This window comes from Sphingobium sp. TKS, assembly GCF_001563265.1.
GTDB lineage: Bacteria > Pseudomonadota > Alphaproteobacteria > Sphingomonadales > Sphingomonadaceae > Sphingobium.
In genome coordinates this window covers 1,665,981-1,690,613 of sequence record NZ_CP005083.1, presented here as the reverse complement: position 1 = coordinate 1,690,613, position 24,633 = coordinate 1,665,981, and the positions used below count along the sequence as shown (strand labels likewise).

Here is a 24,633-nt window from a genome sequence, read left to right as displayed (position 1 = left end):
AATGCGTGGATCGCCGCGGCCCATCATGCTAAACAAACCGTTAACAAATCAGCCGAAAACGGGGATTCGAGCATGCATATCCGGAGCACCATCCTGGCAGGCGCCGTCCTGACGATCGGGATGACGACGCCCGTTTTTGCGAACGGTCCGGCCATGGGGAACAGCATGGCCGCACGACCCGCAATGCCGCATTCGGGAACGACCGTTCGCCGCTGGGGGCCGAGCCATCATGGCCGCTGGTATGCGGGCTGGTATGCGCCCGGCGGCTGGGCGGCCTATCGTCGGCCGGCGGTCGGCTATGTGCTGCCCCGCTACTGGGTCGGCCCCGCTTATCATATCCGCAATTACGGCATGTATGGCCTGCCCGCCCCGGCAAGCGGCTATGGCTGGTCGCGCTATTATGACGATGCGGTGATGACCGACCGCGATGGCCGCGTGCACGACCATCGCAGCGACGTCGACTGGCAGGATCGAAGCGACGATGCGCCGCCTCCACCCGGCTTGCGCTATGATGACGAAGTCACCGCGCCGGACGAAGCTCCTCCACCGCCACTGGGCTATGAGGGCCGCTGGAGCGGCACCTGGCGCGACAAGGACGGAAAGACCTTTAGCGGCGATTATGAAGGCCGCTTCGAAGGCCATGTCAACGGCGGTCCCGGCGTCGATTTCGACCCGCCGCCCTATGCCGCCGCACCGCATCCGATACGCCGCCCCGGCGCTCCGGGAGAACCCGTGGTCACGACGACGCAGACTCCCGGATTCATAGCGGACGGCTATTATTATCCGGGCGCGACCACCACGACCGTCGTGATCCAGCCGGCCGTCACGACCACCCGAACCTATGTGACGGAGGTTCCCGCGCGCAGGCGAAAGGCCCGCTAGGGCAGATTGTCAGGCGGCCTGCGATCGCACCGCCGCCCAGGGACGCGGTCGGCCCATCAGATAGCCCTGACCGATCATGCAACCGCGCGCGATCAGCAATTCGACCTGTCCCGCCGTTTCCACGCCTTCGGCCACGACCTCCATGCCCAGGCTGCTGCCCAGCTTCACGATGGCGTCGACGATGACGGCATCCCCCGCATCCTGTTCGATATTGCTGATGAAGCTGCGATCGATCTTCAGCACATCGACCGGATATTGCTTCAAATGGCTGAGCGACGCATAGCCGGTGCCGAAATCGTCCAGCGCGATCCGCACGCCCGCCGCCGACAGGCGATGCAGCGCCTGCTCCACCTGTTCTGCCCCGCGGCCCAGAAACACCGTCTCCGTCACCTCGATCTCGAACTGTTGTGGCGGGATGGCGCAGCGGGCAAGATGGTCGAGGACATAGCCGGCAAAGTCGTGCTGCATGAAATCCGCGGCCGAAGCGTTGATGGCGACGCGGCCCGGATCATAGCCGGCCCGTAACCACCGCTCGACGTCGCGGACCACCTTCGCCAGCATCTTTTCGGTTAGTTCGACGGCGATTTCCGCATTGTCGAATGCCGCTGCGATGCTGTCGGGCGCATGGATGCCCGTGCGGGGGTGCTGCCAGCGCAGCAGCGCTTCATATCCCAATATCCGGCCCGTCTTCATATCGGCCTTGGGCTGATAATAGGGCACCACCAGATCGTCCGCTATGGCTTGCCGGGCCATGTGGATCATCGAACTGCGCTGCTGCGCTTCGGCGCGCAATTGCGACTGGAACAATGTCAGCCGTCCTCGTCCCGAGGATTTGGACGCATAAAGCGCCAGGTCCGCCGCCTTCAGCAATTCGGCCGCGTCGTCGCCATGTTCGCCAAAGACCGCGCCGCCCATGCTGATGCCGTAATCGAGCGAGCGGCCATTATGAACATAGGGCGCCCGGACACCGCCCAGCAACTGGGCGCTCCATTCCATGAGCGCCGCGCAACTGGCGAGCGAAGGCGCGATCATGCCGAATTCATCGCCGCCAAGCCGCCCGACCATCGCGTCGGCAGGCGCGCAAGAAGCGAAGCGCTGCGCAAACCCGCACAGCAGCGCGTCGCCCGCATCATGGCCGAGCATGTCGTTGGTCCGCTTCAGATCGTCGATATCGACCAGGATCAAGCCGAAGCTTACGCCGGTCCGGTGGGCCTGCTCCGTCATGTCCTCCAGCGTCGCCTGCCACAGCGCCCGATTGGGCATATGGGTCATCGGATCATGAGTCGCGGCCCAGCGGATGCGTTCCTCGCTGTTCCTTTCCTCCGTGACGTCCTGGAAGGTGACGATGACGCGCAGCGGTCGGCCCGATTCGGAAAAGCTGCTCCATCCGACGCTTTTGATCCACCGCAAAGCGCCGGTATCAGCCCTGTATACCCGGAGGCTCGCTTCGAAATGCGGCGGCATGCGCTCGTTCGCCACAGCGTCGAGCATTTCGGCAAGGCGGGGCCGGTCCTCCGGGTGCACCAGCCGCAACGCCAGCTCGCTCGTCGCCGGCTCCGTGTCGGACAGGCCCAGCATCGACCGGAATTCCCGCGACCAGGTCCGGGTGCCAGCGACCGCATCGAAATCCCATATGCCCAGGCGCGCCGACTGCACCGCCAGGCGGAAACGTTCCTCACTATTCGCCAATTCGCGCTGCGCCAGTTTCTGTGCGTGGATATCCTCCAGCGTGCCATACCAGCGCACGATCCGGCCCTTCGCATCCCGCCGCGCCGAGGCCCGGGATCGCATCCAGCGATGACCGCCATCGGCCAGGCGCAGCCGATAATCGACATCCACCGAATCCCCCGTACGGAGCTTTTCCGTCCAGACGGCCAGCGTCCGTTCGACATCGTCGGGGTGGAGCGAATCGATCCACCCCACGCCACGCGCCTGGGCCGGGGGGATGCCGGTCAGATCCTGCCAGCGGGGGCCAACCTCCTCGATCGCGCCGTTGGGGGCTGCGGTCCAGGGCACCTGCGGACTAAGCTCGACCGACCAGCGATAATGTTGCCGGCTTTCCGCCAGCGCATCGGCCAATGCGCGGCTATCCCGGTCATAACGCTCATCGATGTCCTCGACCGTGCCGTACCACAGCGGCGCCTCATCGGGTTCCGCGACCAGCGTCATGCGCACGATCCCCGGTCTCGTCTCGCCCGATATGGTGCGCATCCGGACGGGAACCGGACCGGGCCGGTTTGACCGCCTCGCCGCATCGGCCAGCGCCATGCAGTCACGCCGGTCCAGCATGGCGCGCCAGCCATTGCCGATCATGTCGGAGGAAAAATGGCGGGCGAACAGGTCCGAAGCGATCTCTCGCGACAATATGCGACCGCGATAGTCCGCGATCCACCGAATCAGCGGCGGAGAGACGCGTTGGAAGACCGGAGAGAACAGCAACTCATTACGATAGTGCAACGCGTCCCATTCCAGCCCGTCCCGAGCCAGTTCGGAGCGAAATTCCGCAAATCTGCGATCAGCAAAACGGTCCATCTACCGACCCAGATCCATTGCCATTGCTGCAATCCATCCGAATGCAGTAACGGAAAAAGTTAAATAAGCTTTCCAATGCGGTAGTGGGAAATTAATCCGCAACGGCGCAAACCGTTCCGCCAGCCGCAAGACGATACGCCCCGGCTTTCATCGGTCAGGAATAGGGAATTCCAGCAGTCTTATTTGCGGAAGATCGCCGCCAGTTCGCGTGGCAGCGCGGGCTCATCGCGGCTTTCCGCCTCCCGCACGGCCTGCGCCTGTTCCTGCGGGTCGAAACGGGTCCAGCCGTTGCGGCTCAGCCTTTCGAGCGGTCGATAGCGAATCTTGTACTGCATCCGCTGCGATCCCTCGACCCAATAGCCGAGATAGACATAGGACAGCCCGGCCTTCGCCGCGCGCAGGATATGATCCATGATGATGAAATTGCCCAGCCCCTTGCGATGCTCCAGTTCCGTATCGAAGAAGCTGTAGATCATCGAGAGGCCATCCCCCTGCCGGTCGGTCAGGCAGGCACCGATCAGCTTACCGGGGCGGCCATCCTCGCCCGGTTCGCGATATTCGACGACATGGCTTTCCACCGGGGTCTGTTCGACCATGTCGGCAAAGTCCATCTCGTCCATTTCGGTCATGCCGCCGCCGGGGTGACGGGCGCGCAAATAGCGCTGCAACAGCGCGAACTGCTCCTCGGTCGACCAGGGCTTGCAGGCGGTGATGACGAGGTCTTCATTCTTGCGCAGCAATTTGCGCTGGGTCGCATTGGGTTCGAACTCGCCCGCGACGACGCGCACCGACACGCAGGCGGAGCAATCCGCGCAGCTTGGCCGATAGGCGACATTCTGGCTACGCCGGAAGCCGATGCGGCCAAGGGCGTCATTCAGCTCCGAAGCATTGTCGCCGCTAAGTTCGGTGAACACCTTCCGCTCGCTCTTGCCCGGCAAATAGGGGCAAGGGCTGGGGTTTGTCACAAAGAAACGCGGAAAGCGGAAAGGCGCACTCACAACCGCATCTCCCCCACAGCGTTGCCCGACCCCTGATTCATGAGACGACTATGCCGTCCGCGGGCCGCTGTGAAAAGATTATTTACCACGAAAATTGGTTAAGCGGCAGAGGCCGCGTCGATCAGGCGACTTCGATCGGCGCAACCTCATATCCAACCGCGCGCAAGGCCGCGATCAGGCGCTCCAGATGAGCGCCGTCGCGCGTCTCGCATTCGACGTCCAGGCTAAGACCCTTGGCCGGCAGATTGGTAAATATCCGCTGGTGCGACAGTTCGAGAATGTTGACCGCTTCCTGGTCGAAGATGCGCGCCACATGGAACAGCGCGCCCGGCCGATCCTGCAGGATGATCCGCAACCGCGCCAGGCGGCCCGAACGCGCCAGATCGCGCAGCAGCACATTCGCCAGCAGGCGCGTGTCGATATTGCCGCCGGTCAGGATCAGGCCGACCTTGCGCCCGGCAAATTCCTGCCCATGCGTCAACAGCGCGGCAAGGCCTGCGGCGCCCGCGCCCTCCACCACCGTCTTTTCGATCTGGAGCAGCAGGCTGACCGCTTCCTCCAGATGGCGCTCGCTGACCAGCAGCACATCGTCCGCCAGCCGCTCGACGAAACGGCGGGTGAGTTCGCCCGGCTGCTTGACGGCGATGCCCTCCGCCAGCGTATCGCCGTCGCAAGGCAGGTTGGCGCCCTTGATATAGTCGTACATCGACGGATAGAGTTCCGCCTGCACGCCATAGATCTTGATATCCGGCTTCATCGCCTTGGCCGCCGTCGCCACGCCCGAAAACAGGCCGCCTCCGCCGATCGGGATGATCAGCGTGTCGATCTCCGGCGCGTCCTCCAGCATTTCGAGCGCAACTGTGCCCTGCCCGGCCATGATGTCCGGCTCGTCAAAGGGATGGACGAAGGTCAGACCCTGCTCCACCTCCAGCTTGCGGGCATGGGCATAGGCATCGTCGAATTTCTCGCCATATTGGACGACCGTGGCGCCATGCCCTTGCGTCTGCGTCACCTTCACCGTCGGGGTGGTGGTGGGCATGACGATGGTGACGGGCACGCCCAGGCGCTTGCCATGATAGGCAAGACCCTGCGCATGATTGCCGGCCGAGGCGGCGATGATGCCCTTCTTCTTCGCTTTCTCGTCCAGTTGAAGCAGGCGATTGAGCGCGCCGCGCTCCTTGTACGCGGCGGTGAACTGAAGATTTTCGAACTTCAGATACACTTTGCAACCGAACATGGCCGACAGTGTCTGACTGACCAGCGTCGGCGTATGCACGACCGAGCCCGAAATTCGCACGCGCGCCGCCAATATGTCATCGACGGAAATGGGTAGCGGCGTGGCGCTCTCGATCTTGGTCAGCGTGTTCATGGGCGGCGCCCTACCTCAAAATTGCGGCGGAAGGAACTGGCACTGACGGAAAACTCTGCCTATGGCATTGGCGCGCGCATCTAACTGATCGAGGCATATGGCTAAAATCGCGTTTATCGGCCTGGGCGTCATGGGCGGCCCGATTGCGGGGCATCTGGCGAAAGCAGGGCATCAGCTTACCGTCTACAACCGCTCCATCGGCAAGGCGAAGCGCTGGGCGGAGGCCTATGGCGGCGAAGTCGCGATCAACCCGGCCAAGGCGGCGGAGGATGCGGAGATCGTCATCAGTTGCGTCGGCACCGACGATGATCTCAGTCAGATCACGTTGGGCCGCGACGGCGCTTTTCGCTCGATGAAGCCCGGAGGCCTGTTCATCGACCATACGACGGTTTCGGCGCGGATCGCGCGGCAATTGTTCGTGGAGGGCGAAAGCCGGGGGCTGCATTGCGTCGACGCGCCGGTGACAGGCGGTCAGGCTGGTGCGGAAAAAGGCCGGCTTGCGGTGATGTGCGGCGGCAGCGAACCCGCAGTCGCGGCGGCGAAGATCGTGATGCAGGCCTATGCACCGCGCATCGTCCATGTCGGGCGCGCGGGCGCGGGCCAGACCGCCAAGATGGTGAACCAGATCTGCATCGCGGGCGTGGTGCAGAGCCTCGCTGAAGCTTTGCGCTTTGCGCAGGCCGCGGAACTGGATCTGGACAAGGTATTCGATGCGATCTCCGGCGGCGCGGCGCAAAGCTGGCAGATGGATAATTATTGGAAGACGATGGCGGCGGACAGCTTCGATTTCGGTTTCGCGGTCGACTGGATGCGCAAGGATCTGGGACTGGCTCTGGAAGAAGCGCGGGCCAATGGCGCGACCTTGCCGGTGACGGCGCTGATCGATCAATTCTACGCCGATGTGCAGGCGATGGGCGGCCATCGGCAGGATACCAGCGCTATCGTGCGGCGGATCACGCGGGCATGAAGGCTGCTCTGCTGGCAGCAGCGGCTGCACTTGCCTTACCCGGCGCGGCTTTGGCTTCGGGCGTGATCGACAATGTGAACGGGATCGCGCTGGACGCCAATGGGCGGCTGGTGCGCTTCAAGGCGCTGACCATCGACGATGAAGGCAAGGTCGAGAAGCTGCTGTCCGACCGCTATCAGGAACCGGAATACGCCCGTCCCAAAAAACGCAAGAAAAATGAACCGGAGCCTCCACAGCCCAAACGTCCCGACTTCAAACTGGACGCGGGCGGCAAGACGCTGATTCCCGGCCTGATCGACGCTCATGGGCATGTCATGGGCTATGGCCTGTCGCTGATCACCCTCGATCTGTCGGACACGAAATCACTGGCGGAGGCGCAGGCGAAGATCAGGGCTTATGCCGCCGCCAATACGGGACGAAAGTGGATCATCGGGACGGGCTGGAACCAGGAAATCTGGGGCCTGGGCCGATTCCCCACCGCTGCCGAACTGGACGCGGCGGTGAGCGACGTGCCTGTCTGGCTGGAACGGATCGACGGTCATGCGGGCTGGGCCAATTCGCAGGCGATCAAGGCGGCTGCCATCACCGCCGCGACCAAGGCGCCTGCGGGCGGGCGGATCGAAATGGCGGGCGGCAGGCCTGCGGGCGTGTTCGTGGACAAGGCGATGGAACTGGTGACGCGGGTCGTCCCGCCGCCCGCAGCCAAGGACCGCGACATCGCGCTGGAGAAGGCGCAGCAGGCGCTGCTCAAACAGGGCATCACCGGCATTGCCGACATGGGCACCAGCATCGAGGACTGGCAGGCTTTCCGGCGGTCCGCCGATCGCGGGGCGCTGCGGGTTCGGATCATCTCCTATGCCCTTGGCCTCGAAAACATGGTGCTGATCGCCGGGCCGGAGCCGACGCCGTGGCTCTATGACGACCATCTGCGCATGGGCGGGATCAAGCTGATCCTGGATGGCGCGCTGGGGTCGCGCGGGGCGTGGCTGAAGGCCGACTATGCCGATGCGCCGGGGCAGCGCGGGCTACCGATGATCCCCTCGACGCAGCTCCGCAATATCATGAGCCGGGCGGCGATGGACAATTTCCAGATCGCGGTTCACGCCATTGGCGATGCGGCCAATAGCGAAGTGCTGGATGCCGTTCAGGAACTGAGCGAAACCTATAAGGGCGACCGGCGCTGGCGCATCGAACATGCCCAGATCGTCGATCCGGCCGAGCTGCCGCGCTTCGGGCAATTTGGCATCGTCGCTTCGATGCAGCCGGTGCATCAGACCTCCGACTGGCGCATGGCGACGGCGCGGCTGGGCGAGGCCCGGTTGAAGGGCGCCTATGCGTGGAAGGCGATGCTGGACAATCGCGTCCCCCTCGCCTTCGGATCGGACGTGCCGGTGGAAAGCCCCAATCCCTTCCCCGGCATCGCCGCCGCCATGACTCGCGAGGATGCATCGGGGCAACCGGCCGGCGGCTGGATGCCCGAGCAGCGCATAGACTTCCAAGTGGCGCTGGACGGGTTCACGCGACAGGCGGCCTATGCGGGCTTTGCGGAAAAGCGCTTTGGCAGCTTGATTCCCGGCCAGCGAGCGGATTTCCTCCTGATCGACCGGGATATTTCCGCCGCCAGCGCCAACGAGATTCGCGCGACGCAGGTGCTGGAAACATGGATCGGCGGCAAGCGAGTCTATGTGAAGGGGCAATAACGCCCCTTACAACACATCGCCCGCCGCGTTGAACGCCTCTTCCTCCGTCTCCGGCAAGGGCGGCTGGACCGGCTTGTCGCAGCCCTCTTCCTTCATATGTGCGCGCAGGGCGTCCATCCGCCCCAGATTCCAGCGCGCCAGGGGCACGCCCAGGGGCCGGAATTCCGCCCGATCGAACAGCTCCACCACATAATTTTTGCAGAGATTGTCGACCTGATCGAGCGTCAACATGCCCAGGTTCATCACCATCGGCTTGCCCGGCACGCCATTGCGCCCCCGCACCAGATCGGTGACGTAAAGCCCCCCACGCGGATCGACCAGCACAACGTCCGCCTGCGACGCATCAATCATCCGATGGCTCGCCGCATAGGGCGCAACGAAGCCATGCGTCCGCCAGACGAGATAGGCGCTGCCGAGCAGCGTGATCGCCACCCCCAGAAAGACCGGCCGGATCGCCCCCGTTCTGAACCGCGCCCAACCCAGGCCCGCAAGCAGGCAAAAAGGCCCGATAAAGCCATGGGCATAGCGATAACCCCAGCCATAGCCCTGCGCCAAGGCCAAGGCGCAACCCGCAAAGCACCCCAGCGCCAAGGGCAGCGCGATCTCCTGCCCCCGGATCGCCTTGCGCCAGCGCATGGCGAACACGCCCAGCGTGGCCAGCGGCACCATCAATATATTGTTCCAGGCGGCAAAGCGGCTGAGATTTACCAGAGGCTGCCAGCGGTCGCCCAGCCGCTCGAACAGGCTCCCCACCTTATCCGCCACTCCTGCCGAGGGCCGCACATCGGTCGGCTGGCCCAGCACATGGCTCAGGAAAGCCGGCCAGAGCTTGGCCCAGACGATGACGATCGCCGCCAGCACGAGGATATGGAAAATCGCGACCTTCCACCGGCGTCCAAGCAGCATCCAGAGGATGAAGGGCGCGATGAAGATCGGCGGAAAATGCCACTGATGCAGCCCCGCCGCCGCCAGCGCGACCACGCCCGCGCTCAGATGCCCGACCAGCCCTCCGCGCAGCACCAGCGCCAGCCAGACCATGTTGAGCGCGAAATGCCCGGTCATGGCATAGGGCGTCATCGCCGTGACCCAAAGCTGCGCCGATGATAGCGCCAGCAGCATAGTCACCCACACCGCATCGGGCCGGTCGGGGAAGAGATGCAGCGCCACTCGCCACAATGCGAACAACCCCGCCATCAGCAGCGCCGGTCCCGCCAGATTGGGATCGCCCAACTGCCAGAACAGCGCCTGGATCGCGCTGTTCACCGGCAGATAGGCCGCCGTCCAATAATCCGCCGCGCCGAAGGGCGAGAAGAATTCGGGCATGATCGCCCGGCGATAGGCTTCCCACTCCATCGGGATCGGCCGCGCCAGAAAACCCTCCCGCATATAGGCGGCGGCAAAACGTGCCACCTCCTCATCGCGGGAGATGGAATAGTCCTGGAACAGCCAATAATGCCCCGCCCAGGCGACAAGGCCAAACAGCGCGACCAACGGCACCATCACCCGCGCACGCGGCAGCGGCAGACGCCAGCCCAGCCCTTCCGCAAAGGGCGCGGCCAGCGTCAGCAACAGCAGCCCGCCGAACAGTGCCGGAAAATCCTGATCGAGGAACAGGATGACGGCCAGGCTGATGCCCTGCCGATAGGTCACATGCCAAAGAAAAGCCGCGCCCAGCCAGAGCGTCAGCCCAATCGCGCCCGCGATGAACAGGCGGGTGGCACTGATGGGACGCGACCGATCGAACATCAACGTTCCTGTGGCAACAACGCCTGATTGACGAAAATGCCATCCATCTCGACCAGCAGCGGGAAATGGCCCTTGTTGTTGGCGAAGAAGGCCGAAGGCGCGAAAGCGCGGCTCGCCAGCCAGTCGATCATGTCCCGATAGCCGGTGCCGTCCTCATAAATCGGCCGGACGCCGAGTTCGGTTTGAACGCCAGCCATTTCGCTCAATACACCGCCTGCGCCTTCACAGACGGAGAGGTCATGCCCCTGCGTATCCATCTTCAAAAAGGGCCGGGCAAAGCCATGGGCGCTTTTCAGTTCCGGCAGCACGCTTTCAAGGCGGCGGCACTGCATGTCGACCGTGCGCGTCACCTTGTTGCGTTCGGCAAAGATCGCGTCCTGCTGCCCCGACGGTTTCTTCAAGGAACTGAACTGGTCGGCGGCCATGATGTTGAAGCTGGCCGTGCCGTCGAAATCGGACAGCGCCATGTTGAACGCATGCCACTTGCCGTCTGACGCGGCGCTTCGTTCCAGTTCCGCGAAAATCTCCGGATTGGGTTCGAAAGAGAGGATCATGCCCCGGAACCCCGCATCCTTGCGCAGCATCGTCGCATATTGCCCGCGATTGGCCCCGACGTCGAATACGCAGTCCACCATGAAGGTGCTCAGAAACCGCCGCAGCGCCTGAATTTCGGGATATTGATGGACACGGCCCGCCAGAGCCAGACGCACAGCCAGCGCCCGGTCGCGCAGTTCACGAACATAGCGGCTCATCTTCTGGTCACCTTGGCGCGGGTCACACTGCGGTAAATCGCGATGGTGGCCAGCGCCATGTCCTTCCAATTGCCCATTGAATCTCCATAGGTACGCGCGTGCGCTCCCAAAGCCTGCCTGATGGCCGCGCTTTCTACGAGGGGCAAGAGGGCTTGCGCAAGCGCCGGCGCATTTCCTGCGGACGCCCTGACGGCAACCTCATCGGGCAAGCTCGCGAACATGCCCGCGTCGGACGTCACCATCGCTTTGCCATGGTGCAGCGCCGACAGGAAAGCGCCGCTGCTGTCGATATGCCGATAGGGGAAGACCAAGACATCCGCTTTCGCCATATGCGCGTCGAGCCGTTGTTCGGTCAGGAAGCCGAGGTCGGTGATCAGCCGCTCGCTAAAGCCCGCTGTATGCACGCTATCGAGCAGCGGCGCGATGTCCATGAACGGCTTGCCCGCCAGCACCAGTTCGAAGCGATGCCCTGCCCGCCAGAGCGACAGGCAGGCATCCACCAGCAGATCGACGCCCTTATAGGGCCGGATCGTACCGAAAAAGAGCAGGCGCGGCAGGGATGCGTCAGGCACCTGCGTCAGATCATCCGGCCCGGCAGGGGCCAGCCGCATCGGCGGATGCGGCGTCACATGGATGCGCCCGGGATCGACGCCCTGCCGCTCCAGCGCCAAGCGGGTCGTCTCGCCATGAACGATCAGCGCGTCGAACATATCGAGCAAGTCGCGATAGCCCCTACCCTGCACCCCAGCATCGGCATGATAGGCATCGGCATTATGGACCGTATGGACCAGCGCCGTCCTGTCCTTCAACCGCTTCAGCATGACCCGGTCGGCAGGCGCCAGCGGAAGCCATTGCATATGCGCGACATCGGCATCGCCCAGAATGCCGAGATCGCCCAGGGCACAACTCAGCCCATATTCAGCCGCCTTCAGCAGACGGAAGGCCCGCCCTTCCCCGATCCGCCCGCGCAGCGCTTCGCTCCGGCGGAAGAAGCGCGCATCATAGCGATAGCCCTGCGGCACGATCGCATCGGTCACGCGCTTGGGGCGGCCAAGCAGGGTCACGTCCATCCCCTCCGCCGCCATCGCCGCGCAGAGGCTGTCGTCATAGCGCCCGGTAAACAGCGATGGATCGCACATCGCAACTTTCAGGGCGACGTTCATCCGCGCCTGCCCACCAATTGGCGGAGGGAAGCGCCATGAATGGCGGCCGTCACGAACAGGGTCAGCGTATAGAGGATCAGGAACAGCAGATCGAACCGCTCCGGCGCGAAAATCCTTGCCGGCGGCACACTGAGCAACGAACCGGCGAGAAAAGGCAGCGACCGCCCCAGCAACAGGGTAAACCGGCCCAAAGCGCCCTGCACATAGACCGACACGCAGATCACCGCGAGCGCCAGCAACGCACCGCCGATCAGCAACAGATCGATGCGGTCGATCACTGCGCGGCCATCGAACAGCTTGGCGAACAGCCACTCCCCAAACAGAAGTAAGGCGCCCGAAGCGCCGAGCGCAAAGAACAGGGCAACGCCCAGCGCCCGCCCCACCAACTGGCGCAACCGCGCCCTGTCGCCCGCGTGAAAGGCCCGCGTGATCCGGGGCAAGGCCGCCTCCACGGTCGCCCGGACGAGCATTGAAAGCGAGCGCGACATCTTGAAGAAAAAGTCGAAGATCAGCATCGGCCGCGCATCATGAGTGGCGGCGGCGATCGTAAAATATGGCGCGTTATAGGCCAGGATTTCGGAAATGGTGAACGCCGCCGAAGCCCCGATGTCACGCAGATAATTGGCGCGGACATGGCCTCCACCGACGCGGAAGGACAGCCAGTGCCGGACCTCCATACCCAGGCGCCCATGCACCAGTGCTATGGCATAGCCGATCACTGCGATGCTCACGCAAAGCTGCAAGGCCACCGACAGGCGCGGGTCCAGCCCTTGCAGGATGAACAGCAGCAGCGCGATCGTCATCACCCGGCGCAGGCAGTCGAGCGCTTCCCAAAGGAAATTGCCGTCCACCGCCGCCAACGCCCTTTTGGCCAGCAGCGCGGGCAGGTTGAGACAGGCGGAGAGGAAGAACAGCAGGAACAGCAGCGGCATGCCGCTATGCAGCCCACCCAGAGCGAGCGCGACCGACAGGATCGCAAAGCCGCCGACGATCAGCAGGCCAAGGAACAGGAACAGCACCCCCATTTCTTCCAGCCGGAAGCCGCCTGCATCATCCTGTCCCAGCCCAAGCCAATGCCGCCGCAGCCGCGCATAGATGATGCTGGTCAGGCCGAACTCAGCGGAAATGGTGAAATTGCCGAACGCCACCAGCAGCAGGAAGGACTGGAACTCGCGCAGCGGGAGGGCGCGCACAAACACATAGGTGACGGCAAAGCCCCAGATCAGCGTCAGCCCGACATTTGCGAGCTTGACAAGGGCAAGGATGCGGGCCGAAGCCTCCATCCGGGCGAGCGCCCTGCCGAGCGGTTCGCTCACCGGGATCAGGCTCGCACAGGCTTGCGGGCGCGGAACAGGCGGTCGTCCAGCGCATAATAATGCCGCGTATCGGCATCGATCCCGCTCGCGTCGATCTCTTCCAGTTCAAAGCCGGCCGCGCGGATGCGGTCCGCAAAGTCCAAACCATATTGGCGCACATGATCCCACTGGCCGAAGCGCCGCTCGCGTTCGCGTGGGGGAATGTCGAAACTGCCGTCCTCGGTCGGCTTCTCCCACAGCGGCACGATCAGCCAGGCCTCACCGCCCGGCTTCAACGCGCCATGGATGTTACGCAACACGGCATGATCGTCCGGCACATGCTCCATCACATGGCTGGCATAGAACAGGTCGTAGCGTTCGCTGTCATTGAGCGCCATGAGGTCGACGCGCCGCATGTTCGGCACATGGTAGCGGCCCGGATCGAGATCGGCGGGCGTATAATCGGCGGCAACGGAAAAGCGGCGCACGAGGCTGGCTTCATTGGGCGCCATATGCAGCACCGCGCCCTGCCCTGGCACCGTCAGCACATCGCCCGCGATCAGATGGTTCATCAGCCGCTCGCGTGGGGAAGCGCCGCAGTTCGGGCAGCCCCATTCGGCATTGTCGCCATAGCGGAAGAATCCCACCACCGCCTGCCCGCAGGCGGGGCAACCCCGGTTCGCACGCGCGCCCAGCGCCTTGCGCACAGCCAGCATGGTCCGGGTCAGATGCTTGCCGGCGGCTTTCGCCACCCGCTGGTAAGTAATCACGCCTTGGCTCCGCTAAAGGGTAGGTCGCCTATACAATATGCCGCCGCTTTGGCGAGAGGGATCAGCGCGACTTGGCCGGATTCCAGATGGTGACGGTGCGGCCGCTCATCGCTTTCACGACGCCCTGCAAGGTCGCGAAATAGGCGATCACGATATCCACCACCGCCGCGAACGGGCCGCCCCTGGAGCGCAAGCCGCGCCAGAGGATGAACACGCCGGTCAATCCGCCGATCATATAGAGCGTCGGAGAAAACCGCATCGTCAGCGTCCCCGCCGCGATAATCCCCGTCAGGATGAAGAGGCCGCCGAACCAGCGCACGATCTTACGCGAGGCATATTTGAAGCGGTCCAGCGTACCCATGCGCCGTAGTTGCGGCCGCAAATGGCTGTGCGTGTGCCAGGCGCGGGCGGCGATCCGGACCTTGCGGCGATATTCATCGCCCCGCGCCGCGACCAATCGCTCGCGGGCAATCACATTCTTCGCCTTCACCAGCCGCTTGCCCGCAAAGACCACCGCCATGGAAACGGTCAGGTCGTCGAGCACACTATCGGGAAATTCGGGATAGAGCGCCCGCCGGATCGAAAAGATCGATCCATCCGCCCCCAGCACATTGCCGGTGCGCGATTCCTCGTCCTTCAACCGTTCCTCGATCCGCCAGTAGAGCGAACCGACCGAGGCCGTCGCGCTCTCGCCATCGCCCATATAATGCAGCGAACCCAGCACGCCGCCGATCTCCGGGTCGGCATAGCGCGCCAGCAAATTGTCGATCGCGTCCGCATCCAGCATCACATTGGCGTCGGTGAAGATCAGCACGTCGCCCTTCGCCCGCGCCGCTAGCAGCTTCATGCCATGCGCCTTGCCGCTGCGCCCCGGCCCGCGCAGCAGCGTCACCAGATCACCCTGCGCCGTGATCAGCGCTGCCGTCTCGTCCGACGAACCATCGTCGAAGGCGAGGATTTCAAGGCCCGGATGACGCGCCTTCAACATCGCCAGATTGGCGAGCTTTTCCGGCATCGCTGCCGCCTCATTATAGGCGCAGAACAACAGCGACGCAGAAGGCGTCGGCCCCGCCACGGGCCGTTCCAGCCGCGTCGGCAAGGCCCGCAGGATCAGCGGATAAAGGAGAAACGGCCACGCTACCGCCACCAGCGACAGCAGCAAAACCAGCGCAGCGACAAGATCGATCGCGTTCATCAATAGGCCTTGTGATGCACCAGCACGCCGATCGTCGCCACGATGATGCGCAGGTCGCGCCAGATCGACCATTTGGTCACATATTCAAGGTCCGACTGGAGGCGGTCGATCAAATCCTGATGATGATCGGTCGATCCGCGATGCCCGCGCACCTGCGCAAGGCCGGTCATGCCCGGCTTGATGCAATGCCGCTCCCAATAGCGATCGTCGACCTCCCAATAGAGGCTGTCCCCCGCCTTGGCGGCGGCGGCATGGGGACGCGGGCCGACGATGCTCATGTCGCCGCGCAACACGTTGAAGAGTTGCGGCAATTCATCGATGCTGGTCTTGCGCAGGAAGCGGCCCACCGCCGTCACCCGGTCATCGTCGCGCGCAGTCAGCTTATCGGCCTTGCGGTCGCTGGCATCGGTGCGCATCGATCGGAATTTGTAGATGCTGAACGGCCGGGCATCGCGGCCGATGCGCGGCTGGCGGAAGATGATCGGGCCGGGACTGGTCAGCTTCACCGCCAGCGCCGCCGCAATCAACACCGGCGACAAAGCGATGGTCGCCGCCGTCGCCACCACAATGTCGAAGAAGCGCTTGATCAGCCGATCGCGGAACTGGAAAGGCCCGCCCGCCACGATGATCGTGGGCTGGCCGTCAAACTCGTCCACTCGCGCCGGGGCGAAGCGCAGCAGTTCCGGCACGACGATCTCGCCCCGTGCGGAGAGCGACTTCAGCGCCACCGACCAGTCGCTCATCCGCTCCATCGGACAGGCGACGATCACGCGCTCCGCCATGCCCACGGCGGCGGCGAGACGCGCGGCCATGTCAGCATCATGCCCCTTGGGATGCAAACCAGCTACGGCGGACTCGATCACATGCATATGCGGGCCGGTGTCGATCGCCACGCCATCCATGATCACGACGGTCAGATGCGGCACCTCGCCCAATAGCAGAGCGCCCAGGCGGTCGATGGCCAGCCGCACCACAGCAACGCTGACCGCCGAAAAGCCGAGACCCACGACGAACGTCAGGCGCGAAAGCTGCTCCGCAATCTTGCCCAGATAGACGATCAGCAGCATCAGCATCGCCGCCTGCGCCAGGGCCAGAAGGCTCCGGAAGATGCCGCGCCGCAGATCCTCCAGCATGTGGATGCCATAGGCGCCGCCCTGTATCCCCAGCAGCACGTAGAGCGGCGCGATCATCGCGAACATGACGAGACCGTGGGGCTTGCCCGGCTCGCCGGAAAACGCGCCCAACACCAGCAGATTGGCCAGCAGAAAGGACAGGAAAAGCCCCGCCATGTCCCCCAGCAGACACAGCAGGTACAGGCGCACCCGCAATATTTCCTTGGAGACTGTCACCTATGGACCCTGATCAGCTTTAGCGTGTCCGCTCCGTTGGCACCCCTTGGAACAGCTTTCAAGGTTGAAATCCATCGTGCTCCTGCGAAGGCAGGAGCACGTATAAGCCGGATCAAAGGGCAAACAGCCTTCCCAAAGCCTTGTCCAACATCAGCAACTGCCAAAGCAGCCGGCCGTGATCGGCCAGCCCGGCCTTGTGATCCGCCGCGACCTTGCCCAGCATCCGGGTATCGAACCAGCCCGTCTTCGCCAGCGCCGATCCTCCGGCGATCGCCGTCGCCTCCCCGGCGAGCGGCCCCCGAAACCAGGCGCTGATCGGCGTCACGAAGCCCATTTTCGACCGGTAGAGAATATCCTGCGGCAGATAAGGCTCCATCGCCTTCTTCATGAGATATTTGCCGCTATTGCCCCTGATCCGCTGGGCGACCGGCAAGCGCGCGGCGAATTCGACCAGCCGGTGGTCGAGCAGCGGCTCTCGCGCTTCCAGGCTGACGGCCATGCTCATCCGGTCGGTCTTGGTCAGGATGTCGCCGGGCAGCCAGATGCGGATGTCGGCATATTGCGCCCGGTCCAGCGGGTCGCGGGCAGGCGCCTCCCCCATGGCCTTGATGTAACGGTCCTCCGCCCGATAGGCGCCAAGCCGCGTCTTCATATCCTGGCTGAACAGCTTCTGCCGCAAGGCATGCGGCGTCACCCCGACCGAGGCGGCATAGGCTTCCCCGCCCTCCCCCGCCAGTTCGAGCAAGGTCGACTTCGCTCGCAACGCCCGCGGCGCCCAATCGGCCTTGGGATAATAGCGCCCCAGCGTCCCGAACAAGGGCTGACGCACCGAAGCCGGGATCAGTCCGCGCAACCGCTCCCCCTGCATCTGGAAGCGATGCCGCCTATAGCCCGCAAAGGCCTCATCCGCGCCGTCTCCCGAAAGCGCGACCGTGACCTGCTCCCGCGCCAATTCGCACACCCGGTAGGTCGGCAGAGCTGAGGCATCGGCAAAAGGCTCGTCGAAATGAGCAGCAAGCGTATCGATCAGCCCATAATCGTCAGGCGATACGATCCGCGAGCGATGATCGGTGGCGAAGCGCCGCGCGATCCGATCGGCATAGGCGGTTTCGTCCAGTTCCTTGACATCGAAGCCGATGGTGCAGGTCTTGACCGCCTGTTTCGATGCCTCGGCCATCAGCGCGACCACGCTGCTGCTGTCCACCCCGCCTGACAGGAATGCGCCAAGCGGCACGTCCGCCACCATGCGGGATCGCACCGCCTGCCGCATCAGCGCGACCAGTTCCTCCTCCAGCGCTTGCGGAGATGCCTTGCTACGGTCGGCAAAGCTCACATCCCAATAGCGCTGCGGCTGCGGCAAGGGACGCCCGCGCACGATGCGCAGAGTCTCCGCCGCCCCCAGCTTGCGCACGCCCGCGACCATGCAGGCATCGTCGGGCACGTAACCGTAAGCGAGATAGTCCTCGACCGCCGACAGGTCCGGCGCGCGCCGCAGCAATGGATGGGCGAGCAGGCTCTTCAATTCCGACCCGAAGATCAGGCTGCCGTCCGACAGCAGCGCATAATGGAGCGGCTTCACGCCCAATCGGTCGCGCACCAGCCAGAGCGACTGCGCCCGCGCATCGAACAGGGCGAAGGCGAACATGCCGTTGAACTTTTCGACACAGGCCTCGCCCCATTGACGATAGCCGTGGAGGATGACTTCCGTGTCGCTATGCGTGCGGAAGATATGGCCTTTGGCCTCCAGCTCCGCGCGGACCTCCATGAAATTATAGATTTCACCGTTGAAGACGACGGCGAGACTCTCATCCTCGGTCAGCATCGGCTGCGCGCCGCTGCTGAGATCGATGATCGACAGGCGCAAATGCCCCAGCCCCACGCCCGGCGCGGTCCAGATGCCGCTGTCATCCGGCCCGCGCCACGGCATGGCGTCCAGCATCAGCCCGACCCGCGCCGGATCGACCGGCTTGGCCGTTTCAAGGTGGAAGATGCCCGCTATTCCGCACATGCGAAGGGTCTTAGCGGGTTCCGAGGCTGCGGTCAGCCAAATCCTTCACATTGCCCAGATCATGGAGAAAAGCGGTGATCGCGGCATCGGATGAGCCCCCTTCCCGTTCCTCCGCCGAGACCAAAATAGCGGCAGCACGCTGGTCGCCGCCCAGCAGACGGGCCTTCATCGTTTCCAACTTCACGAGATGCCCGCTGCCGGTGGGATTACCATTTCCAACGACATAGAAGCTCACCACATGGCGCACCACGCGACCGGGGCCGGTGATCTGCTCGCCCCGCGCATTGACGGGGGCCGACGCGGGTTGCGACCACGTCCAGTCGCCGCCGGGATCGGCCGCCCCCTGCGCGAAGCCGACCAGTTCGCGGCCTTCATCCTGCCGGTCGAAGGTAGCGATGGCGAGGTCGACGACCTGCCCTTTTGCATTGCGGTAGCGCCCCATCGCCAGATAGTCGGCGCCGTCGAAGCGCGGACGCCAGGGATGGAGCGATGCTTCATCCGTCTGAACCCAACCCTTCACCTGCGGCATGGCGGGCGCGCCGGGCAGCAGCTTTCCCGTCGCAGCACTTGCAGCCAGCCACAGCGGCGCCGCGACGATGATCGCCAATGCACCGCCCGCAATCGCCCCCGTGGCCGATCCTCCCCTTTGCCGCAAGCGATCGGAATCGAACCAGGAATCGCCCGGCTTACGGTCGAAAAAGGGCCAGGCCGTGGCCATGACCAGCGTCATAATGACGGCAAAGAACACCCATCCATAGACGACATGGTCGAAGCCCGCCGCCGCATCGATCGTCGTCACCTCCGCGATGAAGATCGTGGCGAACGCCCGCACCCCATTGGCCAGGATCGACAGCGAAAGCGCTCCGGCCATGAAGGCGATCCGCCGTTTCCAACTGCTGAAGCAGACATTACAGACCAGCAAGCCATAGGCCGTCATGGCGATCACGAACTTGGCACCGGAACAGGCTTCCGCCACCTCGAAATAGCCGCCGGGCGTAGTGATGAAGATGCCCTGCATCTGCGCGGGAACGCCGGTCAGGCCAAGCAGCACCATGCTGATATGCGCCGTCGCCAACTGCAAGGGCGCGACGATTTCCTCACCGAGGGGCACCATGAAAAAGGCGTAGAATAGGGGAAAGAGAAGCGCCCGCGACACGGCCGGACCGAGCAATGCGACCACCGTTCCCTGAAGCATCAGGATCAGCGCGCCATGACGCACAACCGCCACCCCGGCAGCTGCGCCCAGCATCCAGGCAAAGGCTCCCAGCGACAGCCAGAGCAGCCCCGGCGCCCATGCCGTCGGCCGCAATTGGCGAAGACCCGACAAGCGCTGCTGCACCAGCCATGCGACCAGAATCGGAATGAACAGGCAATGGCCATAGGTGGAGGCGGTCCACCAGATCGCCATCATGCCCAGCACATCGCGATGAAACAAAGCGAGGATTGTGAAGGCGATAATGGCAAGCGCCGTCAGATGACCGCGCCAGCCTGCCAGTCCGGATTCGGCTGGCCCCAGCCGCAAGACGCGATCGATCATGCAGCCCTCATGTCGACGGTCGGCGGTGATCCGAACAGCATGTCCGGCAGCTTGGCCAGCGTCGCGGACCAGCGATAGCGCTCCTCCATCCGCATCCGCGCAACCCGACCGAGACGTTCGGCGCGATCCCTGTCCGACAGCAATGCGACGATCTTGGCAGCCTCCTGCGCAGGATCGGCGGCGATCAGGAGATGCTCCTCATCCAGCGCATCGATCCCTTCGGCGGCTTGGGGCGAAACAACCACAGGCCGCGCCATCGCCATCGCCTCCAGCACCTTGTTCTGGATGCCTCGCGCGATCCGCAGCGGCGCCACGACGACATCCGCCGCCGCCAGCCAGCCGCGCACATCGGGCACGGCCCCGGTCACGATCACGCCTGGCAGCGCAGCCAAAGCCTGAACCGGCCTGGTGGGATTGCGGCCGACGATCGCGAAGGTCGCCTCCGGACATTTGTCGCGGATGGCGGGCAGCGTCTCGCGCGCGAAGCTTTCGACGGCCTCGATATTGGGGCGATAATCCATTTGCCCGGTGAAGACGAGCAACGGCCCACCCCGGCGCTCCACCGAAGGAAAATCCGCCGCCGGATCGAAATAATCCAGCGCCACGCCATTATCGATGCCAACAATGCGATCCGGTCCGAGACCACTTGCCTGCCGGAACAGGGCCGCCTCCGCCTCGCTCACGAAGGCGCAAAGGTCGGCGCGTTCCGCCACCTTTCGTTCGAAATCGAACAACAGCCGCGCCTCGCGCCGGTTGATCCAGGCCATCGGGCCAGACCCCTGCGCACCATAAGCGGCATATTTGGCCGAATCGAAGTCCACGAAATCCATCACGAAACGCACGCCGTCCGGCAGCACCGGCACGAAATGCGCCATTTGTGCGGAATAAGTGACAACCGCCTTGACGGGCCGCTCCGCCAGCACCTTGGCTACCCAGCGATGTAACCCGGGATGATCGAACAGCGACACCAGCAGCGATTGCCCCGTCGCTAACCCTTTCAGCCCCGCCACCGCCCGCGAACGGTCCCGCATCAGCACGCACTGGCTGGCCGTCATCTTCGCCATGTCGGGCGCAAACCCGATATCCCGATCATCGTCGGCAAAACAGCCGACATGGACAGGCGCGATCTGCGCCATCCGCTCCAACAGATGATAGGAGCGGATCTTGTCCCCCCGATCCGGCGGAAAGGGAATGCGGTGGCAGAGAAAGAGGATCTCCCCCGTCACCCCAGCCCCCGCGCAATGAACGGCCCGACCCAATTTGCGACCGGCAAGGGCAGCTTTTTCCATAGCTCGATCCGCCGCTGATATTGCGGGCTGTTGGGATTGATGTCCCGCCGCTCGCCGGTCGCTGACCAGCTATGATAGGAAAGCGGCATAGGATCGAAGCCGAAGCTCTTCTTCCACGCCGCCTGCCCGCTGCCCGTCTTGGACCGGCCGAAATCGAAGACACGCATCCCCCGATCCCGGCCATGACTCATCAGCCGGTAATACATCAGTTCATTGGACCGCAGCCGCCGCGCATCCGCGACCCCGCCGCCCCAGAAAGGCATCACCCGCCCCTGATGATAGAGAGTGAGCACCGCCGAAACCGGCCGATCGCCCTCCAAAACCACCAATATGTCGGCATCCTCGCCAAAGGCTGCCAGCACTTCGCGGAACAGCCGCGCCGGAAAAACCGGCGTGCCGAGATTGCGCACGCTTTCCGAATAGACGCGATAATGCGCCTTCAGGTGCCGCGCCTCCCGCCCGATCTCGACCCGCAGCGCGTCATTCGCCAGAGCCTTGCGCAATTCGGCGCGATGCTTGCGCGGCACGGCCAGCAATTCCGCCTCATCGTCGCTCGCAATCGGCCGCGAAAAGCCGAGATGGCTCCCCTCATGCAAAGCCCAACCCTCGCCCGGCACCGGCCCGCCGCGCAGCTCGACCGAAGAAATGCTGCCATCCCGCGCCACACCCTCGCAGGCTGCGGCCAGTGCGGACACCACCCCCGGATCGCTCGCGAGAATCCCGCCATCGACGGCAAAACCCGCCGACACCAAAGCCTGTCCAAAGAGCGCACTCTTCACATGATGCAGCGGCAGCAAGCCTACGATCTGCCCCGAAGGCGCCACCGCAGACAGCATATGCGCGCGATTGCCTGTCCCCCGCTCGACACCCAACAACCAGGCCGGGCGATGAAAGGGCGTCCCCTCCGGATGCGCCATGACAAACGCATCCGCCGCCTCCCGTTGAACCGGATCGGCAAGGTCCAGAGCCGTGACGAGAACTTCCCCCGTCTTCATGCCGCCCGCTCCGCTTCCTGCGCAGCCAGCGCGTCCACACGGCCCCAGGAAAAATCGCGCGTCAGGCGGCGCAGCTTGTCGGCCATGACCGAGAGATTGGTGTAATGACGAAAGCGCGACCGCAGCGGCGCGCCCTCCACACGCGGTTGGTCGGGATCGATCTCCCACGGATGGAAATAAATGATCGCGGGCCGCTGGTCGCGCCCATTCACCTGCCGGATCGCCCAGCGCGAAAAGCCGTAAGGCAGCAGCCGGAAAAACCCGCCTCCCCCCGCCGCCAGAGTCCGCCCAGCCAGCTTGGCCGTCGTCACCGGCAGTTCCACCAGCGGCGATCCCGCCACCGGCTTCCAGGCGAAGCGCGGGCTTTCGGGCCAGCCATAATGGTCGTGCCGGATCGGCGCGACGCTGCTGCTATAGGCATAGCCTTCCTCGGCCAGCACCTCATGCGCCCAGGGCACGCGCCGGTCGATGGAAAAGCTCGGCGCGCGATAGCCGGTCACCGCCTGCCCGCTCGCATCCTCCAATATCGCCCGCGACCGTCGCAGATCGGCGCGGAATTGCGCCCCGTCGAAGGTGAACACCCGCGCATGGTCATAACCGTGGCTCGCCACCTCATGCCCCGCCTCGACGATCCGCCGCATCAGCGCCGGGTAACGCTCCGCCACCCAGCCCAAAGTGAAGAAGGTCGCCTTGACTCCGGCCTCATCGAACAGCGCCAGCACTTCGTCGGTGTTGCGCTCGACGCGGTGGGTCAGGCCCGCCCAATCCTCGCGCCGGATCGTGCGCTCGAACGCGCCGACCTGGAACCAGTCCTCGACATCGACCGACAGGGCGTTCAGCATGACCCGATCAGGCGGCGGCGCTGTGCTGCGCGTCGCCCATCCGTTCCTCGCGCTCGACCCACTCGACCAGCAGCGTCAATACCCGGCGCAGCGCGGTATCCTGCTCGGTCACGCGGAACTCCAGCGTGGAGAGCCTTTCCTCGATCAGGGTGAAGCAGTCCTTGAGCGCTTCGGGATCGACGCTCGGCGCGGCGCGGGCAAAATCATTCTCCGCCCGCAGCGTCTCGATTTCCGCCTGAAGCGAAGCGATCTCATCCAGCAGGCTGATCGCCGGCTCCGTCCGCGCAGCGCGCAGCGCTTCGACCTCAGCCCGCAGCGCGGCAACTTCATCCGACACAATCGGAGCGGGCGCGATTTCAGGCGCCTCGACCAGTTCCTCCGCCTCATCCAGCACGCTATGCGCCATCGGCTCGGGCGTCACATCGGCGTCCGCGCCCATATCGGCCACGACCGCATAGACCACCTCGCCATCGATCACCGAAAGCTGGTCCAGCGCGCCCAGCAGCAGCACGCGGCTCACCAACACGTTGATCCGGCGCGGCACGCCGCCCGTCGCGGCATAGATGGCGGCGAAGGCCTCCGGCGTGAACTGCGGATCGCCCTTCCAGCCGACCAGCGACAGACGATGGAGGATATAAGGCTCGACTTCGCGCCGCATCATCGGATCAAGATGATGGGTGGCGATCACGCGCTGGCGAAGCTGTTCCAGTTCCGGCGACTTCAGCAGATCGCGAAACTCCGGCTGGCCCAGCAGGAAAATCTGCAACAGCGACTGCCCGCCCAATTGGAAGTTGGAGAGCATCCGCAATTCCTCGATCGCGGAAATCGGCAGATTCTGCGCCTCGTCCACGATCAGCAGCGACCGCCGCCCCGCCCGCGCCTGCGTGTGCAGATAGCCCTCGATCTGACGCAAAATCTGCGCCTTGGGCATGGCATCCACCGCAAGGCCAAAGCTCTGCGCGGCAAGGCGCAGCATGTCGTCGCCCTCCACCTGGGTCGAGACGATCTTTACCGCCGTCAGCCGCGAGGGATCGATGGTGTTCATCAGGTGCCCGACCAGCGTGGTCTTGCCCGCGCCGATATCGCCGGTGATGACGATGAAGCCCTCCCCTTGCGCCAGACCATAGCCGAGGTAGGACAGCGCCTTGCGATGGGTCGCGCTCTCGAAATAGAAATGCGGGTCCGGCGTTAGCTGGAACGGGCGTCCCTGCAATCCGTAGAACTGATCGTACATGCCTAATTCT

At 64.2% G+C, this 24,633-nt stretch carries 19 protein-coding genes; 3 read left to right on the top strand and 16 right to left on the bottom strand.

The features are described 5' to 3' along the window. Positions 1 to 72 precede the first annotated feature (72 nt). Positions 73 to 882: an RcnB family protein gene (locus K426_RS08490; RefSeq protein ID WP_066555930.1), complete on the top strand. Its 810-nt coding sequence runs from the start codon at positions 73 to 75 to the stop codon at positions 880 to 882. A gap of 9 nt (positions 883 to 891) precedes the next feature. Here K426_RS08490 and K426_RS08485 read toward each other — a convergent pair whose 3' ends face one another. From K426_RS08485 to K426_RS08475, 3 genes are all read right to left on the bottom strand, one after another. Next, positions 892 to 3,414, bottom strand: a complete 2,523-nt coding sequence (locus K426_RS08485) for a sensor domain-containing protein (RefSeq protein WP_066555929.1) — start codon at positions 3,412 to 3,414, stop codon at positions 892 to 894. A 179-nt stretch (positions 3,415 to 3,593) separates the two neighbouring features. Next, on the bottom strand, positions 3,594 to 4,412 hold the full coding sequence (locus K426_RS08480) for an arginyltransferase (protein WP_066555928.1): 819 nt from the start codon (positions 4,410 to 4,412) through the stop codon (positions 3,594 to 3,596). A 121-nt stretch (positions 4,413 to 4,533) separates the two neighbouring features. Beyond that, complete coding sequence (locus K426_RS08475; RefSeq protein WP_066555927.1) at positions 4,534 to 5,781, bottom strand: threonine ammonia-lyase; 1,248 nt, start codon at positions 5,779 to 5,781, stop codon at positions 4,534 to 4,536. Between the two features lie 97 nt (positions 5,782 to 5,878). Here K426_RS08475 and K426_RS08470 point away from each other — a divergent pair, with 97 nt between their 5' ends. Beyond that, positions 5,879 to 6,748, top strand: coding sequence for an NAD(P)-dependent oxidoreductase (locus tag K426_RS08470; RefSeq protein ID WP_066555925.1), 870 nt, complete (start codon positions 5,879 to 5,881; stop codon positions 6,746 to 6,748). After that, entirely contained in the window at positions 6,745 to 8,448 is a 1,704-nt protein-coding gene (locus K426_RS08465) for an amidohydrolase (protein ID WP_197672773.1), read from the top strand. Before K426_RS08470 ends, K426_RS08465 begins: the two co-directional genes overlap by 4 nt. Positions 8,449 to 8,454: 6 nt before the next feature. On the opposite strand, the gene K426_RS08460 is transcribed toward K426_RS08465, so the two are convergent. The 13 genes from K426_RS08460 to K426_RS08400 form a co-directional block, all read right to left on the bottom strand. Then, a complete protein-coding gene (locus tag K426_RS08460; protein WP_066555923.1) occupies positions 8,455 to 10,194 on the bottom strand; it encodes an MFS transporter in 1,740 nt (579 codons plus the stop codon). Continuing rightward, the gene (locus tag K426_RS08455) at positions 10,194 to 10,946 is read right to left on the bottom strand and encodes an FkbM family methyltransferase (RefSeq protein ID WP_066555921.1); all 753 of its coding nucleotides are present in this window, start codon (positions 10,944 to 10,946) and stop codon (positions 10,194 to 10,196) included. The genes K426_RS08460 and K426_RS08455 overlap by 1 nt, the downstream gene beginning before the upstream one ends. After that, positions 10,943 to 12,097, bottom strand: coding sequence for a glycosyltransferase family 4 protein (locus K426_RS08450; RefSeq protein WP_066561545.1), 1,155 nt, complete (start codon positions 12,095 to 12,097; stop codon positions 10,943 to 10,945). The genes K426_RS08455 and K426_RS08450 overlap by 4 nt, the downstream gene beginning before the upstream one ends. Positions 12,098 to 12,105: 8 nt before the next feature. Next, positions 12,106 to 13,392, bottom strand: a complete 1,287-nt coding sequence (locus K426_RS08445; RefSeq protein WP_066561542.1) for a hypothetical protein — start codon at positions 13,390 to 13,392, stop codon at positions 12,106 to 12,108. A 38-nt stretch (positions 13,393 to 13,430) separates the two neighbouring features. Further along, positions 13,431 to 14,174, bottom strand: a complete 744-nt coding sequence (locus K426_RS08440) for a class I SAM-dependent methyltransferase (protein ID WP_066555919.1) — start codon at positions 14,172 to 14,174, stop codon at positions 13,431 to 13,433. A gap of 61 nt (positions 14,175 to 14,235) precedes the next feature. Further along, entirely contained in the window at positions 14,236 to 15,369 is a 1,134-nt protein-coding gene (locus K426_RS08435) for a glycosyltransferase family 2 protein (protein WP_066555918.1), read from the bottom strand. Next, a complete protein-coding gene (locus tag K426_RS08430) occupies positions 15,369 to 16,658 on the bottom strand; it encodes a sugar transferase (protein WP_206377476.1) in 1,290 nt (429 codons plus the stop codon). The genes K426_RS08435 and K426_RS08430 overlap by 1 nt, the downstream gene beginning before the upstream one ends. Positions 16,659 to 16,830: 172 nt before the next feature. Then, positions 16,831 to 18,726, bottom strand: a complete 1,896-nt coding sequence (locus K426_RS08425; protein ID WP_066555915.1) for an XrtA/PEP-CTERM system amidotransferase — start codon at positions 18,724 to 18,726, stop codon at positions 16,831 to 16,833. A 10-nt stretch (positions 18,727 to 18,736) separates the two neighbouring features. Beyond that, positions 18,737 to 20,263 carry an exosortase A gene (gene xrtA / locus K426_RS08420; protein ID WP_066555913.1) on the bottom strand — a complete coding sequence of 509 codons (1,527 nt, stop codon included), beginning with the start codon at positions 20,261 to 20,263 and terminating at the stop codon, positions 18,737 to 18,739. Next, the gene (locus tag K426_RS08415) at positions 20,260 to 21,489 is read right to left on the bottom strand and encodes a TIGR03087 family PEP-CTERM/XrtA system glycosyltransferase (RefSeq protein WP_066555911.1); all 1,230 of its coding nucleotides are present in this window, start codon (positions 21,487 to 21,489) and stop codon (positions 20,260 to 20,262) included. Before K426_RS08415 ends, xrtA begins: the two co-directional genes overlap by 4 nt. Further along, entirely contained in the window at positions 21,486 to 22,547 is a 1,062-nt protein-coding gene (locus tag K426_RS08410; RefSeq protein ID WP_066555909.1) for a FemAB family XrtA/PEP-CTERM system-associated protein, read from the bottom strand. The genes K426_RS08415 and K426_RS08410 overlap by 4 nt, the downstream gene beginning before the upstream one ends. Further along, positions 22,544 to 23,389 carry an XrtA system polysaccharide deacetylase gene (locus tag K426_RS08405; RefSeq protein WP_066555907.1) on the bottom strand — a complete coding sequence of 282 codons (846 nt, stop codon included), beginning with the start codon at positions 23,387 to 23,389 and terminating at the stop codon, positions 22,544 to 22,546. The genes K426_RS08410 and K426_RS08405 overlap by 4 nt, the downstream gene beginning before the upstream one ends. 7 nt (positions 23,390 to 23,396) lie before the next feature. Continuing rightward, positions 23,397 to 24,623: an XrtA/PEP-CTERM system-associated ATPase gene (locus tag K426_RS08400; RefSeq protein WP_066555905.1), complete on the bottom strand. Its 1,227-nt coding sequence runs from the start codon at positions 24,621 to 24,623 to the stop codon at positions 23,397 to 23,399. Positions 24,624 to 24,633 lie beyond the last annotated feature (10 nt).

What these genes read in the sequence shown, in the direction of transcription:
- K426_RS08435 (WP_066555918.1), bottom strand. Translation starts at nt 15,369, where the DNA reads ATGAACGCGATCGATCTTGTCGCTGCGCTGGTTTTGCTGCTGTCGCTG.
- xrtA (WP_066555913.1), bottom strand. Translation starts at nt 20,263, where the DNA reads ATGATCGATCGCGTCTTGCGGCTGGGGCCAGCCGAATCCGGACTGGCA.
- K426_RS08470 (WP_066555925.1), top strand. Translation starts at nt 5,879, where the DNA reads ATGGCTAAAATCGCGTTTATCGGCCTGGGCGTCATGGGCGGCCCGATT.
- K426_RS08400 (WP_066555905.1), bottom strand. Translation starts at nt 24,623, where the DNA reads ATGTACGATCAGTTCTACGGATTGCAGGGACGCCCGTTCCAGCTAACG.
- K426_RS08445 (WP_066561542.1), bottom strand. Translation starts at nt 13,392, where the DNA reads ATGGAGGCTTCGGCCCGCATCCTTGCCCTTGTCAAGCTCGCAAATGTC.
- K426_RS08465 (WP_197672773.1), top strand. Translation starts at nt 6,745, where the DNA reads ATGAAGGCTGCTCTGCTGGCAGCAGCGGCTGCACTTGCCTTACCCGGC.
- K426_RS08410 (WP_066555909.1), bottom strand. Translation starts at nt 22,547, where the DNA reads ATGAAGACGGGGGAAGTTCTCGTCACGGCTCTGGACCTTGCCGATCCG.
- K426_RS08455 (WP_066555921.1), bottom strand. Translation starts at nt 10,946, where the DNA reads ATGAGCCGCTATGTTCGTGAACTGCGCGACCGGGCGCTGGCTGTGCGT.
- K426_RS08405 (WP_066555907.1), bottom strand. Translation starts at nt 23,389, where the DNA reads ATGCTGAACGCCCTGTCGGTCGATGTCGAGGACTGGTTCCAGGTCGGC.
- K426_RS08490 (WP_066555930.1), top strand. Translation starts at nt 73, where the DNA reads ATGCATATCCGGAGCACCATCCTGGCAGGCGCCGTCCTGACGATCGGG.
- K426_RS08425 (WP_066555915.1), bottom strand. Translation starts at nt 18,726, where the DNA reads ATGTGCGGAATAGCGGGCATCTTCCACCTTGAAACGGCCAAGCCGGTC.
- K426_RS08475 (WP_066555927.1), bottom strand. Translation starts at nt 5,781, where the DNA reads ATGAACACGCTGACCAAGATCGAGAGCGCCACGCCGCTACCCATTTCC.
- K426_RS08485 (WP_066555929.1), bottom strand. Translation starts at nt 3,414, where the DNA reads ATGGACCGTTTTGCTGATCGCAGATTTGCGGAATTTCGCTCCGAACTG.
- K426_RS08460 (WP_066555923.1), bottom strand. Translation starts at nt 10,194, where the DNA reads ATGTTCGATCGGTCGCGTCCCATCAGTGCCACCCGCCTGTTCATCGCG.
- K426_RS08430 (WP_206377476.1), bottom strand. Translation starts at nt 16,658, where the DNA reads ATGGCGGGGCTTTTCCTGTCCTTTCTGCTGGCCAATCTGCTGGTGTTG.